Origin of the sequence: Bacillus sp. H1a (assembly GCF_000633475.1) — a bacterium.
Classification (GTDB): domain Bacteria; phylum Bacillota; class Bacilli; order Bacillales; family Bacillaceae_G; genus Bacillus_A; species Bacillus_A paramycoides.
On record NZ_AYMH01000031.1, the window covers coordinates 1 to 15,190 of the forward strand.

Consider the following 15,190-nt stretch of genomic DNA (forward strand, 5'->3'; position numbering starts at 1 on the left):
GCTGTTTTTCTACAACCAACCTGAAGAAAAAGTATTTGCTTATGTCTCAGTTGATATAAATCCAAGTTTAGAGGTGAGCGTAACAAAGGATCTTCGTGTTATAGATTTGCGAGCTTGTAATGATGATGGAAGGCGTATTTTAAATGAAATGAAGCGATGGGAAAATAAACACCTGCAAGACGTAATACGTACTATTATAAAGAAGAGTCAAGAGGATAAGTACTTAACGAATGATAAGCAAGTTATGCTAACAGCTGTTACAAAGGACAAGTCGCTAGAACCACAATTGGAAAAGGCTATGCAAGAATTAAAGAAAGAGTATGAGATAAAACATATTACAGTCGTATATCAAACCAGTACGATGCAAATGCGAGAGAATGCCAAGAAAGCAGGGGTTGGCACAGGTGTTTATATAAAACAAGAGAATGAGAAGCGGAAATCACTTACTCCTCCTGCGCCGCCGTCTAATCAAGAGGAGCGCGATGAGGAGATACATTCGCAACAAAAGTCATCTCCTGATACATCATCGAATTCGTCACCTGTAAAAGAAGAAGGATACGAGAAGCAAAAGTATATAGAACAAAAGCAATCCAAGGAACAGCAACCTAAGCAAATAAAAGAAAATAATAGATATCAGGAAGAAAACAACGGTAGAGGGTCTCAGCAAGGAAGTAATGGAAACCAGCAAGAAAACAACGGTAGAGGGTCTCAGCAAGGAAATAATGGAAACCAGCAAGAGAACAACGGAAGAGGATCTCAGCAAGGAAGTAATGGAAACCAGCAAGAAAACAACGGTAGAGGGTCTCAGCAAGGAAATAATGGAAACCAGCAAGAGAACAACGGAAGAGGATTTCAGCAAGGAAATAATGGAAACCAGCAAGAGAACAACGGAAGAGGATCTCAGCAAGGAAATAATGGACATCAGCAAGAGAACAACGGTAGGGGATCTCAGCAAGGAAATAATGGGAACCAGCAAGAGAACAACGGAAGAGGATCTCAGCAAGGAAATAATGGACATCAGCAAGAGAACAATGGTAGGGGATCTCAGCAAGGAAATAATGGGCATCAGCAAGAGAACAATGGAAGAGGATCTCAGCAAGGAAATAATGGACATCAGCAAGAGAACAATGGAAGAGGATTTCAGCAAGGAAATAATGGACATCAGCAAGAAAACAACGGTAGGGGATATAAACAAGAAAATAATGAGAATCAGCAAGGAAATAAAGGTAATATAAACGAAAATAACGGGTCTGCAAATGAGGACGAAAACATTCCTGCCACATAACATCAAGGGAATGGAAAGAAGAATCCATAAAATGTTGAAGATGGGGATTCGTTTAATTTCAAAGCTAAAAGGAATTTATTATTCTATATTCCTATTAAGCTATTTTCGTATCCTATTAATATAGTTTGCGTTTGTACTTAGAATAAGGCGAAAAGGAGTATGTAGAAGATATAATGGAGAAAAAAATTCAACAAGAGAAAGATAAATCAAAACCTGTTTTTTATGATCCTAAAGGAAGAAGAAAAATAGCTTTTAGTTGGTTTCTATGTATCTCAATAGTTAGCATAAGTATTGTATTTTATTTTTTCTTTCAAAGTATTTTTTCAACACCAGAAATTCCAAATATGAATCCTACTGTAAAAGAGGATACTAAACTTGTACCTATTAATCAAAAACTTAGCGACCAGCAGTTAAAGAAAGAAGAATTCAAACCTAATACCGAAATGAAAAACGATGAAAGTTCGGTGAATTCAACGAACGATAGCAAACAACCTAAAGAAGTTTATGGTTTTTATGTAAACTGGGATGAAAATAGTACAGCTTCTTTAAAAGAAAATATCGATTCATTAACCACGTTAGTACCGGAATGGTATCACTTAAAAGCAGACTTAACAATTAGTAGTGAGATAAAAACTGAGATTGTAAAGTTAGCAGAAAAAAATCAAGTGAAAATTATGCCTTTACTTACTAACTATACAGAGGAAGCTTCTGGTCCTGATGGTGGGCTTATTCATAAGTTATTGAATTCCCCAGGTGGTGTAAAGACAAAGTTTATTAATGATTTAGTAAAGCAAGTTGAAAAGAATCAATTTTCGGGTATTAATATTGACTTTGAGGCAATACCTGAGGGCGATAGAGAAAACTTAACAAATTTCATGAAAGAACTTACTACGGTCTTTCATAAACATCATTTGCTCGTTACGCAAGATGTTCCTGCTAATGATAAAGCTTTTGATTATGGTGCGTTAGCCAAAGTGATAGATCGAATGATTGTAATGATGTATGACGAGCACTATGGAGCAGGGGAACCAGGACCAATTGCTTCAAATAAATGGTTCGAACATACGCTTAATGAACTAGATATTCCGTCTGAGAAACTTATAGTCGCTTTCGGTAACTATGGATATGATTGGAAAGTAAATAGTAAAGAACCTGCGAAGCCTTTAACTTTCTCAGAAGTTATGACAATGGCTCATGATTCGAATATAAAAATTCAATGGGATAAGATTAGTGGAAACCCTTATTTTAGGTATAAAACAGAGGGGGAAGAACATAATGCTTGGTTCTTAGATGGTGTTACTCTTTATAATCAAGTAAAAATCGCAATGAACAACAATGCAAAGGGGTTTGCATTATGGAGATTAGGAGCAGAAGATCCTACTATATGGAAAGTGTTAAAAAATCCTATTGAGGTACAAAATAATCATGATGCATTACATAAAATCGCTAGTTTGGATGAAGTGAATTATTCTGGACAAGGTGAAATTTTACAGATTGAGAATGAAAGAAAAAATGGATTGAGAGATTATAAAGTAGATAAAAATGGTTATTTTACAGATGAAGTATATCAATCACTATCATCTGCATACGAAGTGCAACGTTATGGAAAACCAAAAGGAAAACAAGTAGTATTAACATTTGATGATGGACCAGATCCTAAATACACACCGGAAATTCTAGATATATTAAAAGAGAATAAAATAAAAGCAGCCTTTTTTATACTTGGTGAAAACGCTCAGCTAAATGCTAGTATTGTAAAAAGAATATACGATGAAGGGCATGAAATTGGTAATCACACCTTCAAGCATCCTAACGTAGCTAATACGTCTTTACTACGAACAAAAGTAGAACTGAATACGACACAACGTTTAATTCAGGAAATAACTGGACATTCTACTGTTTTATTTAGGCCGCCATATGAAGCGGATGCTAATCCAGATTCATCAAATGAAATAATGCCTATTTTGCGTGCGCAAAATATGAACTATACAATGGTGGCAGAAAAAGTTGATCCTGAGGACTGGGCAATGCCATCAACCAATGAATTGGTAAAGCGTGCTCTTAACCCCATTTATAAGGGAGAGGGAAATGTTATTCTTCTTCATGATGCAGGAGGGAATCGTACCCATACGGTAGAGGCGCTACCGATGATTATTAAAGACCTTAAAAAGCATGGATATAGTTTTGTAACAATTTCAGATTTAATGAATAAAGAACGAGATGAAGTTATGCCTCCTGTTTCTTCTGAGGGTAAGCAATATTTACTTTACAATAAAGCTATCTTTTCAGGAATGGGATATGCAAAGCATATATTAACAACTATTTTTTATATTGCTATTGGATTAGGTATTTTCCGATTCCTATTTTTAATATATTTTGCATTCAAGCAGAAAAAGAAAGTAAGCGCTCGCTTATTTACTAATTCTTCTTATCAACCTTTCGTTAGTGTTGTCATAGCAGCATATAATGAAGAAAAGGTAATAGCCAAGACGATTCGCTCAATTTTGGATAGTAATTATAGAGAGTTTGAAGTTATTGTTGTGGATGACGGATCGAAAGATGGTACGTCAAAAGTAATTCAAGAAACATTTCATAAACACCCTAAAGTTCGTTTAATTCAGAAAGAAAATGGTGGGAAATCATCCGCAATGAACTTAGGATTTCAACAATCACGAGGAGAAATCATTGTTACTTTAGACGCGGATACTATTATTGCGCAAGATGCTATTTCTCTAATGATCAGACACTTTGAAAATCATAACGTAGCGGCAGTTTCAGGCAATGTAAAAGTGGGAAATAGACGGAATTTGTTAACTACTTGGCAACATGTTGAGTATATTACAGGATTTAATTTAGAACGCAGAGCTTTTGATGAATTAAATTGTATTACAGTAGTTCCTGGAGCCATTGGAGCATGGCGTAAAAAGAATGTAGTTGAATCTGGATATTTAAGTGAAGATACATTGGCAGAAGACACGGATCTTACTATTACATTTTTACGTCAAGGACATAGAATTGTATATGAAGAAAAAGCGTATGCTTTTACGGAGTCACCTGAAGATGTGAAAAGTTTGATTAAACAGCGATATCGTTGGTCGTATGGTACACTCCAATGTCTTTGGAAACATCGAAAAGCATTGTTTAATACAAAGCATAAAACATTAGGATTTATTGCGTTGCCTAATATGTGGTTATTTCAATATGTTCTGCAATTCATTGCACCTTTAGCAGATATATTAATGATTATGGGGATTTTTGGTAGCAATCCGCTCAAAGTGTTAGGATTTTATCTTGTATTCTTTGTCATAGATCTTCTTGCTTCACTATTTGCATTTAAATTAGAGAAAGAGAACCCAAAACCATTAGCATGGTTAATTTTACAACGCTTTATTTATCGTCAATTTATGACTTATGTTGTCATTAAATCTATATTCTCATCGATTCGAGGAGTAGCAGTAGGATGGAATAAACTGAAGAGAATGGGGAGTGTTAAACATTCTCCAGAACATAAGGAGGCATCATAAGAGAGCAGATTATCTGCTCTCTTTTTCATTGATTTTAGTTAGTTGAATCTAGAGTAGATGTAACATAAAACCTTCTGCTCCCATAACGAAATTTCTATTCATTACTGATTATTGAAAGTGAGACATTATGCTAAGGCCCCCCTTTAGTTTCGGACTAAAGGTTTTTTTATAGTTTTTTTTAAAATGACGGACACAAAATCGTATATCCTTTCGAATTATATATATGGATATCATTAATGTTTATATAAAAGGGGAGAAAAAATATGAAAGAAACAAAAGAAATGTATGAAGAAAACGCTGAAGTATTAAAGGTATTGGCGCATCCTGTCCGTTTATCCTTAGTAAAAATAATGCTTGCAAAAGGCCCTACTAATGTAACGACAATGTATGGGGATTTACAAATGCCCCAAAGTACAATTAGTCAACATTTATCCAAACTAAAAGCTGCTAAAATCGTTACAGGTACTCGGAAAGGATTAGAAATTTATTATGAGGTAACGGACAATCGTACAAAATCAATATTATCATGTTTAGTTTAAATGCTGACTTACTAGATTTCAAAGTAACAAATTATATAACTATCCATAGCACTAATTATGCAAATAGCACAGTCGTCCTGTTGAACAGTTTTTCTGTTTTTCTTAGCGTGAAGCTAGCAAAATTAAACTATTTCAAAATGAAAAAACGCTATTCTTTCTGTAGAATCATAGGAAAGAATAGCGTTTTTTCATTTTAAGGAGTATCTTTTATATTAGCTTGATAGCGATATAGTATTATCTCTAAAATACAAAAATATTGATTTTGCTTTCATTCTATCTCATAAATGCGAGCTCATCAGGTCGACTATCTCATCGTATCCAAGGCGTCTGGCTGTTTCAATAGGGGTTTCTTTTAATTTTTCATTATTTGGCATGCTGTATAATGTTGCTCTCGCATGCAAGTTCGGTTGATGTTTTAGTAACACTCGAACAACTTCAATAAAGCCTCGTTCACATGCACTATGTAATGGTGTGATTTTTCCTTGTCCTGTACTATGGATATTAGCTCCATTTTCTAACAACAGCGCTGCAATCTCTGGTTTATTGCGGTCGCAAGCAAGGCTTAATGCACTTCTTTTGTATTCTTCTAATAATTCCATATCAATACCGTTGTCTATTAAAACCTTTGCCGCTTCAAGATTGTTATCCTCCACTGCGTAGTGGAGAGCTGAACGTTTCCTGCTTGTCACCGCATTTATATTTGTAATCCTGTCCAAAATATATTGAACAATTTCTTGATTACCAGAACTACTGATTAAATGAAGAGGCGTGACTTTTCCGACCATAATTTCATTTGCATTTTCGCCTTTACGAATTAAATATTTTACAATTTCCGCGGTACCTTTTCCGCATGCTAGGGCAAAAGGTGTTTCCCCATGATATTTAATCTTCAAATCTGCTCCCGCTTCCACTAGTAATGTAACTATCTCAATATTGCCATTTAGACAAGTAATGTGAAGTGGAGTCTTTCTATCAGGTCCTTTTTTATTTAATGCAGATGGTTTAATATTTACTAATTTTTCTTTAACTGTTTCTATGTCATTCCTCATACAAGCATAGTTTAACGTTTTCTTAAAACTTTCTGCTTTAATAACGCTTTGCAGTTGTGATTTCCCAAAATCAGAGGTTGGTTCAATATGATAACGGGTGTATGCAAGCCAAAGTAGTGCAGAACTGCACTCTAAAGTAGGATTTAAATCGTCATAATAATCAACCTCATATAAACCATTTGCTTTGACAGTTAAAACAAACGCAGTCCAGTTTGGTTCTCCAGTATGACGTACTCTTTGAATATTGTTCATAATTTCATTAGATGGAAGTCCTTCTGATCCATGTTCAAATACTTTAACAGATTCATAATGAAAGTAACTATACGTCGTGATAACCCCATTGTAAAATGCAAATAACATCGATTTCTCAGCTGCATTGGGTATATGCTTTAACATGATTTCGACAAGTGTTTTTATATATTGATTTTTCAATTATTTCACCTCTATTAATAGTTTCACAGTATCGTTGTAATTAATCTGCTTTTCTAACAAACTAATAATAAAATATAAACATCACTTTCCGTAATTCTTGATATTTATTTGGTCTTTACATATATAATAACATTCTTCTTAGTTTGCTGGTAAAACGGCCTTCATGTTTACTAAGTTATTTAGTCTTTATGTACAAAGTTTGTGAAATATTATGAAACCTCAATTGGCTGCAATAAAATTCATCAGGTTGATGGTAATGAGGAGTAACGAATGACCTTGGCGTGTTAACAAGAGGATTTCCAAGATTGGATTCTTTAGCGGTAACTATTGGTGGTGTAAATATTAATTTTAGGATGCCTTTTATTTTATCAATTGGGCTGGGCGGTGGAACTCGCATTTTTTGAATAGAGGATATCATTTGTATTTGATATATAATGGTAAGGAAACACAAATAAGGGGTGGAAATATAGAAATGGAATTATTTGATTACTATAAGCGAAAAGGGAAGTTTAAACTGTTAATTGGAACGGGTATTTTTATTCTTGCGTTATGCGCTGTATATGACGATTGGGGACGTGTTAATTGGGGACAGATTATCTTTATTGTTATCGCTTCTTCTATCTTTTTTGGAATTGGATTTTGGCAGTTAAGAAAAGGAAATTTGATACAAAAAAATACTGTGAAAAGTAATGCAACGTTTTGGGATGTTGATACTTTTGTCGTATTAGAATTACCTAAACGAAACAAGCAATTTGGTTTATATCATCCTGATGGTGGATATATTGCAGGAACAAAGATGGTTTCATCTAACATTCTTTTTTCAGTGATACCTTTTTTACATAATAAAGATGTTTATGGATTAGAAACGAGTAGCGGGGAAATTCTAGCATATTTTCATACTGAAGTGGACGGATATGATTGGGTAATTTATGATTCGAATTATAACCAGATGGGTATGTTTAAAGAAAAAATGATACAAGGATTTACTATGATACGTGGTACTTTGATGACTGATAAATCTACAAAATTGTCAGATGTAGAAGTCGAGTTTGATTTTATTCAAAGCACTCTCCGTACAATAGATGGACGTACATTAGCAATCGGTAAGCAAGGATATATGCCTATAGAATGGAGTGAAAGGTTCATGGGTCTAAATGTACCTACTATTACATTAGGTTCTAATGCGTCTAATAATGAAAAAATTCTCGGTCTAGGGGTGCTCCTGTATAGCTTACGCACAATTGAGATTAGAAAAAGTAGAGCGAGCGTTTAATACGGGAAATATAGTATTTATATACGAAACCTTACAAGAATCTCATTTTTCTAATTATAGCTTCTTAGCTTGATAGATGTGGGGTCACGTCCCATGTCCATCAAGTTAAGAAAACAAGTTACCCCAAAAACGATAAAAATGATCTTCGGTGCTATAAAAACACAAAATTTCCATTTTGGGGGACTTTAAAACCGTAGCTTGATGGGCATGTTACGGTACCCTATTATAAAATCTTAGAAGAAATCTTGGGATTGCTAATATGAACGTAGAGGATGAAACAAAGTTGATAGGGTTCTTTTAGTCATTTAATCTTTTTATCTGATGATCTTTTCCCCATTCAAATAGTTCATCCATAATTTGCATTAAAGATTTTCCATATTCGCTTATTGTGTACTCAACCTTTGGTGGTACTTCTTGATATACAGTACGATGGATAATTCCATCAGCTTCAAGTTGCCGAAGTTGTTGTGTAAGAACTTTTTGCGTAATGTTTGGGATTTCTCGTTTTATTTCATTCGTTCGCATTTTTCCATCCATCAAAACACATAATATATGAACTTTCCATTTTCCACCGATTACTTCGAGTGTCGTTGCGATTGGACAATCATCATTTGGATTCATATAACACCTCCAAAGGTACTTTAAGGTTCCTATAGCACTTGAAAGTACGTACTTTCCAATTATATGTGACTCATTCATACTAATACTAAAGGGTTTGAATTATTTATAAGGGGGAAGAAAATATATGAAAACACTTGTAATTGTAGCACATCCTGATATTGAAAAGTCTCGAATTAATAAAAGATGGGTAGAAGAACTTGAGAAATATTCGGATGAAATAACGGTGCATGAATTATATAAAGCGGCACCAAATTGGGAGTTTAATGTTGAAGAAGAACAAAAGCTGTTAGTAGAGCACGACCGATATATATTTCAATTTCCGCTCTACTGGTATAGCTCACCACCATTATTAAAAAAATGGTTCGATGATGTATTAACATATGGATTTGCTTACGGATCTAAAGGGGATAAAGTGAAGGGGAAAGAGTTTGGTGTAGCTATTTCTATAGGTGGATTAGAAAATGACTATAAAAATAGCGGAATTACGATGGATGAGTTGACGAAACCATTTCACGCTACCTGCTTATATACAGGAATGGAATTTATGCCATCATTTTATTTATATGGTGCGGAATATAAACTAAGTGATAAAGAGATTAATAAAAGTGCACCGGAGTATGTGCGATATGTGATGAATAAGGAGTATTCTAATATATAAGGGGAAATAGCCATTTACTTGTTAAGTAGATGGCTATTTTTTTATTCGCTTTATATTAACTAAGTGTAATCTTTAGTGAATTAATAGTTAATATGGTAAAATAAAAAACCTAACATATATAAAGGGGAGTTTTACTTGAGAACGATGCAGCAATTATTACAAAAAAGATCCATGCAATCACCAAATTTGGAAGCGCTTGTTGGGGGAGAGAAAAGATATTCGTTTCAACAATATAATGAACGAGTAAATCAACTTGCGCATTACTTGTTACATAGCGGTGTGCAAAAAGGGGAGCGCATAGGAGTTTTATGTAAAAACAATCACCCGCTTCCAACAATTATGATGGCAAGTTTAAAAATTGGAGCGGTATTTATTCCGCTTAATCATCAGCTTACTGCTTATGAATTAGAATCGATTGTAAAAGAAGCGAGATTAAAAGTGTTAGTTATTGATGATGAATTTAGTGAAGTTGTATTAAAGGTTGATGCAGTTAAAGAAATTCCTAATGTAATTGAAACAACAAAAGAAGGTTTCGGTGCTTTTGAATTAAAACTACAAGAACAGCCAATAACAGAACCGAACGTGGCAGTTTATGAAGACGATGATGCTATTTTCTTATTTACTTCAGGAACGACTGGAAGTGCAAAAGCCTGCGTAATTGGTCATAAAAACTTACATCGCTATTTTACCGAGATTGCGGGGCAAAGAGAAATTCCAGCAGGTGAACGCTTTTTATCAGTGCACCCATTGTTTCATATGAGTGGCGTGCTTTCTATTTTAAATTGTATTTATCATGGCATTACGATGATCTTCTTAGCTGATTCGAATCCTACTCTTATTTGGGATAAGATTGAAGAAGAGAAAATTACTACGATGCTTGCGTTCCCAGCCGTTTATAGTTATATGCTTGATGAACTTAATAAAAAAGAGCGTAACATTTCGACTTTGAAAGTAGCACAAAGCGGTGGTACAAAAGTACCAGAAACGCTCATTCAAAAATATATGGAAAAAGGAATATATATGGTGCAAGGCTATGGTAGTACAGAAGGTTGGGTAGTAACCTCATGGCATCCAAATATGGGAAAAGAAAAAATGTCTTCTGTAGGGAAAATACTTAAACATGTAGAGTTAAAAATTGTTCATCCAGAAACGGGTGATGAATTAGCAACGAATGAAGTTGGAGAGATCCACGTAAGAAGTCCTTACATGTTTAAAGGATATTGGAACAACGAAAAGGCGACAGAGAAGGTAGTGAAAGATAATTGGTTTAACATGGGTGATGCCGGCATGATAGATGATGATGGATTCCTACATATTATGGGAAGATATAAAGATGTTATCGTGCACGGTGGTGACAACGTATATCCAGATCAAGTAGAAGATGTAATTCATGAAATAAATGGTGTTCTAGAAGTTGCAGTAGTTGGAGTCCCAAATGACTTTTGGGGGGAGATTCCAACAGCTTACACTGTAAAAGACATTAAAACATCTTTAACAGAAGAAGAAATTATTCAACATTGTAAAAGAAAACTAGCAAACTATAAAATACCAGAAGTTGTATTTATGGACGAATTACCGAAAAACGCTTTAGGGAAAGTGTTGAAGAGGGAATTAAGAGGAATTGTACTTGTAAAATAAAAAATGATTAAACGATGAGGAATCCAGTTATGTACAAAGCATAACTGGATTTTTGTTTATAAAGAACATAATAATTTACTAGATTTTGTATTTTGTGTAAGATAATAAAGAATATTCAATCAATAATTGAGGGAAGAGATATAAATGAAGCTGCCACTATTACAAGTAGAGACAGAGAGACTTATTATTCGTCCATTTCAAAAAGAGGATTATGAAAGTTGGCTAGATGGATTCAATAAGAGGTTACCATCTCAACATAAATATGATGATGGCTATCATGATATGTCGTCTTCAACGAAAGAATGGTTTACGGAATGGATAAGAGGTTTTGATGAAGCGGCACATCGAGATGAAATGTATATATTAGGTATTTTTGTGAAAGAAGATGGTGCGAATATTGGAAAGCTAGAGCTCATTAAAATTTTACGTATGGACTATCAATGGGCAATGATGGGGTACTCTATTCATAATCAATATTGGAAAAATGGATACGGAGTAGAAAGTGTAAAAGCTGCACTACCGTTATTTTTTAATAGTCTTCAATTTCATAGAATCGAATTACATATAAATGTTGATAATGAGCCATCCATTCGTTTGGCAGAAAGAGCGGGATTTTCTTTTGAATGCAAAAGAGTGGCATTTTCTTTGGAAAATGGTAAGTGGGTGGATTTCCTTGTTTATTATAAAAATAATGAAATGAACAAGTAAGGGGATAAAGAAATGAAAAACATAAACGTACTTCATTACGATGCATTTACGAATAAACCGAATAAGGGAAATCCAGCAGGTATTGTATTAGAGGCAGAGGGATTAACGGAAGAGGAAATGCAGCGTATTGCTGAAAAAGTTGGATTTAACGAAACATCTTTCGTTCTTTCTTCAGAAGTAGCTGATATAAGAATGCGCTATTTTACCCCTGGTTATGAAATGGATTTATGTGGTCATGGGACAGTTGGTACTATATATGCCTTGCGCGAAAGAGGTTTATTAGAAGAGAAAACAAACCTTACGATTGAAACGAAGGCAGGGATTTTACCAATACAAATAGGTGCGAATGAAACTGGAGAAAGCTTTATTAAAATGAGACAAGCAACACCTAAGTTTAAAGATTTTACAGGTTCAAAAGAAGAATTAGCTCATAGTATTGGTTTGGAGGTAAACGATTTAGATGTAAGTCTACCAATTATATATGGAAGTACAGGTAATTGGACTGTAATTGTACCTATTAAAAATCTTGATGCATGTGAGAGAATGAAACCTAATAATGATGTATTTCCATCGGTTTTAAAAGAAGTACCAAAGGCTTCTATTCATCCAGTTTGTTTAGAAACTTATGATGAACAGGTACAAATGCACGGTCGTCATTTTTCATCACCTTATTCTGGAACAATTGAAGATCCAGTGACAGGAACGGCTTCAGGTGTAATGGGAGCCTATTATGCGACGTATTTGGAGAAAGATTTTGATCATGAATTGGAGTTAATTGTTGAACAGGGACAGGAAATAAATAAAGATGGTCGTGTAACGGTTTATGTAACGAAAGATGTAGAAAATGAGAAGTTACAAATAGATATTGCTGGAACTGCTGTGTATGTGAAGGAGTTTGAAGTTTCAATTTAAAAGAGAAAAGCCGGTCGTATAGCCGGCTTCCTTATCTGTTCAACACTTCAATATACGAAGCATCTCCAGTTGTTCTTATAGTAGAGCGGAAATTGTTATTTTCTAATGTTTCAGCGACTTGTTTTAATTGCTGTGCATCATCATGGTGAATGAGTAAACTATCTGCACCACTTTCTTCTATATGAATATGTTCGACATTTCCAATCGCTTCATGTATAGCTTTTAAAAATTCTGGTTTCATAATGTCCTCCTATATGTATGTAACGTTGTTATTTAGTATTTCCTTATTTATGAAATATAAAAGTAAATGAAAGGAGAAATGAAAATGAATATAACGCAGTTTAATGAACATATTACATCACTTTTTGAAGAACACCTTAATAAATACGGTGATGATGAGTATGGTTTTACTCACATAAGTAAAGAGGAATTTCACAAAATAGGTTACACAACAAATTTGACGCTAGAAACAATTGAAGAAGCATACAGAAATGGTGTCGATATGATACTTACACATCATGCACCGTGGAGCTTTTTATTCGGTATGGAAGAGGCTTGTATTGAGAAACTAAAACAATATGAAATGAATCATTTTTGGATTCATTTGCCGTTAGATTTCGTAAAGTTTGGCACGTGTACGTCGTTGTTTAAAGAAATTGGGATAGATACAATACTGGAATATTCCACGTATGAGGAAGAAGAGCTACCGGGAATAGGAGAATATGAAGAAGCGATTCCATTTTCAAAATTAGTTGAAAAACTTGAAGAGAAAATGGAAGAGAGTGTGAAGAGTTGGGAAAATCACGATAGACCAGTGAAACGAATTGCGATTTTAACGGGTGCAGGGAACAATACAAATCTTATTGAGCGTGCACTAGCAAAAGGTTGTGATACGTACATAACAGGAGAAAAAACATTATATACGGTGCAACATGCAAAATTTAAGGGGATTAATTTAATTGTAGGTAGCCATACGTTTACAGAAGTATTTGGTGTAGAAAGTTTAGCTCGTAAATTAAAAGGAAGAGATTCTACAATTGAAATTACTAGATTAAATGAAGAGCATTTGGAGTAAAGAAAATGGTCACAATATACGCCAATTATGGGGAAGCAAAAGTGAAATTAACGTGGAAAAAAGATTGTACATTACTCGAGTACGAAAAGATTACGAGCGTGCATGGCTTTTGTTTTTATCATGATAAAGTGTTGCTAATTGATCATCATAATCGTGGTTGGGACTTTCCTGGTGGACATATAGAGGAAGGGGAGCTACCAGAAGAATGTTTTAAAAGAGAAGCGTGGGAAGAAGGGTATGTAAAAGGAGAATGCACTTTACTTGGATATATTATCGTTGATCATAGTGATAATCCAAATTGGAATGCAGATAGCCCGTATCCGAAAGTAGGATATCAGCCGTTCTATCGAATAGATATAACCGAAGTATATGAGTTTAATGGTGAATATGAGTCCGATAACAGGATGTTTATTAGGGTTGAAGAAGTCGCATCGCTTTATCATAAATGGAATGAATTATGTGATGAAATATTGAAAGAGGCAGTCTTAATAAAATAAAAATCAATCTTTGTTATATTAAGATTTTAGGAGGTTTTTCTTTATATTTGTCAAATAATAGTAAGGGTGTCTTTGAATTGAGGGAATCTTCGGAATTAAGGGTGGGGGAAATGGACATTTCAATAATCGCTGAACAACTAGTTAATGAGAAGATTATTTCATATTATCCGAAAAGCATTAAAGTGTTGAACGGGGGAACGACAAGTACTGTATATTTGTTGGACGAAAAATACGTTGTAAAGTTGAATAAATCGGAAGTGGTACGTGAAGAAGCTGATTTTCTTTCTTTTTATGATGGGAATACTTTATTTTCAACACTTTTGTTTAAGGATCCTTTAAACAGATATATTGTGTATTCCTTTCTTGTAGGGACTACCTCGTGCGAACTTGGGTATAAGAGGAGCACACTTTGTACACTTGTAAAAGAAGTAAATAATACGTATGAAATAGTTCCAGAGGTAGATGGATGGGGCTGGAAAGATAGTCCGGTTCAATCTTGGGCAGAATTTTTATTAACAAATGTAATGGAAGCTCGTGAAAATTTGAGGCAGTACATAAGTGATGAAGAACATCAGCTTGTTCTTACACTTGTAAATAGTCCAAAAAGAAGTACTGGAATGGATAGGCCGTTTTTAATACATGGTGATCTTGGATTCCATAACTTTATATTTCGGGATAATAAGTTATATGGTGTGATAGATCCTTTACCAGTCTTAGGAGATCCTATATACGATTTAATTTACGCGTTCTGTTCAACTCCGGAAGATTTAACGAAAGAAGCGATTGGTTATGTGATGAAGCAATGCATATTTTATAAAGAAGAACGAGAGTTGTATGAGGAAATAGTCATAGGCTTATATTTACGTATAGATACGTGTATAAGACACCACCCAAAAGATTTAGAAGATTACTTAGTAGCTTGGCGTTATTGGATGAATGAGATTATGTTCGATAGCGAAAATAAGACGACATTATAGCA

14 protein-coding genes and 1 pseudogene are annotated in these 15,190 nt (G+C 34.3%); 12 read left to right on the forward strand and 3 right to left on the reverse strand.

What is annotated here, in order from left to right:
• From U860_RS0115185 to U860_RS0115195, 3 genes are all read left to right on the forward strand, one after another.
• Positions 1-1,285, forward strand: a 1,285-nt coding sequence (locus tag U860_RS0115185) for a hypothetical protein (protein ID WP_025149214.1), incomplete at its 5' end; no start/stop codon positions are given.
• A 173-nt stretch (positions 1,286-1,458) separates the two neighbouring features.
• On the forward strand, positions 1,459-4,809 hold the full coding sequence (locus tag U860_RS0115190; RefSeq protein ID WP_025149215.1) for a glycosyltransferase: 3,351 nt from the start codon (positions 1,459-1,461) through the stop codon (positions 4,807-4,809).
• Positions 4,810-5,072: 263 nt separating this feature from the next.
• Positions 5,073-5,348 carry a metalloregulator ArsR/SmtB family transcription factor gene (locus U860_RS0115195; protein ID WP_025149216.1) on the forward strand — a complete coding sequence of 92 codons (276 nt, stop codon included), beginning with the start codon at positions 5,073-5,075 and terminating at the stop codon, positions 5,346-5,348.
• A 278-nt stretch (positions 5,349-5,626) separates the two neighbouring features.
• Here the strand turns inward: U860_RS0115195 and U860_RS0115200 are convergent, their stop codons facing one another.
• Positions 5,627-6,829: an ankyrin repeat domain-containing protein gene (locus U860_RS0115200; RefSeq protein WP_025149217.1), complete on the reverse strand. Its 1,203-nt coding sequence runs from the start codon at positions 6,827-6,829 to the stop codon at positions 5,627-5,629.
• A gap of 260 nt (positions 6,830-7,089) precedes the next feature.
• On the opposite strand from U860_RS0115200, the pseudogene U860_RS36445 reads away from it, so the two are divergent.
• Positions 7,090-7,221: pseudogene (locus tag U860_RS36445) on the forward strand (hydantoinase/oxoprolinase family protein); the annotation flags it as partial.
• A gap of 80 nt (positions 7,222-7,301) precedes the next feature.
• Positions 7,302-8,102: a hypothetical protein gene (locus U860_RS35160; protein WP_025149218.1), complete on the forward strand. Its 801-nt coding sequence runs from the start codon at positions 7,302-7,304 to the stop codon at positions 8,100-8,102.
• A 297-nt stretch (positions 8,103-8,399) separates the two neighbouring features.
• On the opposite strand, the gene U860_RS0115215 is transcribed toward U860_RS35160, so the two are convergent.
• Positions 8,400-8,723 (reverse strand): helix-turn-helix domain-containing protein, encoded by a 324-nt coding sequence (locus tag U860_RS0115215; protein WP_025149219.1) that lies wholly within the window; start codon positions 8,721-8,723, stop codon positions 8,400-8,402.
• A 124-nt stretch (positions 8,724-8,847) separates the two neighbouring features.
• On the opposite strand from U860_RS0115215, the gene U860_RS0115220 reads away from it, so the two are divergent.
• From U860_RS0115220 to U860_RS0115235, 4 genes are all read left to right on the forward strand, one after another.
• The gene (locus U860_RS0115220; protein WP_025149220.1) at positions 8,848-9,381 is read left to right on the forward strand and encodes an NAD(P)H-dependent oxidoreductase; all 534 of its coding nucleotides are present in this window, start codon (positions 8,848-8,850) and stop codon (positions 9,379-9,381) included.
• A 135-nt stretch (positions 9,382-9,516) separates the two neighbouring features.
• Positions 9,517-11,019 carry a class I adenylate-forming enzyme family protein gene (locus U860_RS0115225; protein WP_025149221.1) on the forward strand — a complete coding sequence of 501 codons (1,503 nt, stop codon included), beginning with the start codon at positions 9,517-9,519 and terminating at the stop codon, positions 11,017-11,019.
• Between the two features lie 144 nt (positions 11,020-11,163).
• Positions 11,164-11,727, forward strand: coding sequence for a GNAT family protein (locus tag U860_RS0115230; protein ID WP_025149222.1), 564 nt, complete (start codon positions 11,164-11,166; stop codon positions 11,725-11,727).
• A gap of 12 nt (positions 11,728-11,739) precedes the next feature.
• The gene (locus tag U860_RS0115235) at positions 11,740-12,639 is read left to right on the forward strand and encodes a PhzF family phenazine biosynthesis isomerase (protein ID WP_025149223.1); all 900 of its coding nucleotides are present in this window, start codon (positions 11,740-11,742) and stop codon (positions 12,637-12,639) included.
• A 31-nt stretch (positions 12,640-12,670) separates the two neighbouring features.
• Here U860_RS0115235 and U860_RS0115240 read toward each other — a convergent pair whose 3' ends face one another.
• A complete protein-coding gene (locus U860_RS0115240) occupies positions 12,671-12,880 on the reverse strand; it encodes a hypothetical protein (protein WP_025149224.1) in 210 nt (69 codons plus the stop codon).
• 84 nt (positions 12,881-12,964) lie between these two features.
• On the opposite strand from U860_RS0115240, the gene U860_RS0115245 reads away from it, so the two are divergent.
• The 3 genes from U860_RS0115245 (at position 12,965) to U860_RS0115255 (ending at position 15,188) form a co-directional block, all read left to right on the forward strand.
• The gene (locus U860_RS0115245) at positions 12,965-13,714 is read left to right on the forward strand and encodes a Nif3-like dinuclear metal center hexameric protein (protein ID WP_025149225.1); all 750 of its coding nucleotides are present in this window, start codon (positions 12,965-12,967) and stop codon (positions 13,712-13,714) included.
• A 5-nt stretch (positions 13,715-13,719) separates the two neighbouring features.
• Positions 13,720-14,211, forward strand: a complete 492-nt coding sequence (locus U860_RS0115250) for an NUDIX domain-containing protein (RefSeq protein ID WP_025149226.1) — start codon at positions 13,720-13,722, stop codon at positions 14,209-14,211.
• A 110-nt stretch (positions 14,212-14,321) separates the two neighbouring features.
• A complete protein-coding gene (locus tag U860_RS0115255) occupies positions 14,322-15,188 on the forward strand; it encodes a phosphotransferase (protein WP_025149227.1) in 867 nt (288 codons plus the stop codon).
• Positions 15,189-15,190: the final 2 nt, after the last annotated feature.

Bases quoted from the DNA above. Each gene is read 5' to 3' on its own strand.
- U860_RS0115190 (WP_025149215.1), top strand. From the start codon at position 1,459: ATGGAGAAAAAAATTCAACAAGAGAAAGATAAATCAAAACCTGTTTTT.
- U860_RS0115195 (WP_025149216.1), top strand. From the start codon at position 5,073: ATGAAAGAAACAAAAGAAATGTATGAAGAAAACGCTGAAGTATTAAAG.
- U860_RS35160 (WP_025149218.1), top strand. From the start codon at position 7,302: ATGGAATTATTTGATTACTATAAGCGAAAAGGGAAGTTTAAACTGTTA.
- U860_RS0115215 (WP_025149219.1), bottom strand. From the start codon at position 8,723: ATGAATCCAAATGATGATTGTCCAATCGCAACGACACTCGAAGTAATC.
- U860_RS0115220 (WP_025149220.1), top strand. From the start codon at position 8,848: ATGAAAACACTTGTAATTGTAGCACATCCTGATATTGAAAAGTCTCGA.
- U860_RS0115230 (WP_025149222.1), top strand. From the start codon at position 11,164: ATGAAGCTGCCACTATTACAAGTAGAGACAGAGAGACTTATTATTCGT.
- U860_RS0115235 (WP_025149223.1), top strand. From the start codon at position 11,740: ATGAAAAACATAAACGTACTTCATTACGATGCATTTACGAATAAACCG.
- U860_RS0115240 (WP_025149224.1), bottom strand. From the start codon at position 12,880: ATGAAACCAGAATTTTTAAAAGCTATACATGAAGCGATTGGAAATGTC.
- U860_RS0115245 (WP_025149225.1), top strand. From the start codon at position 12,965: ATGAATATAACGCAGTTTAATGAACATATTACATCACTTTTTGAAGAA.
- U860_RS0115250 (WP_025149226.1), top strand. From the start codon at position 13,720: ATGGTCACAATATACGCCAATTATGGGGAAGCAAAAGTGAAATTAACG.
- U860_RS0115255 (WP_025149227.1), top strand. From the start codon at position 14,322: ATGGACATTTCAATAATCGCTGAACAACTAGTTAATGAGAAGATTATT.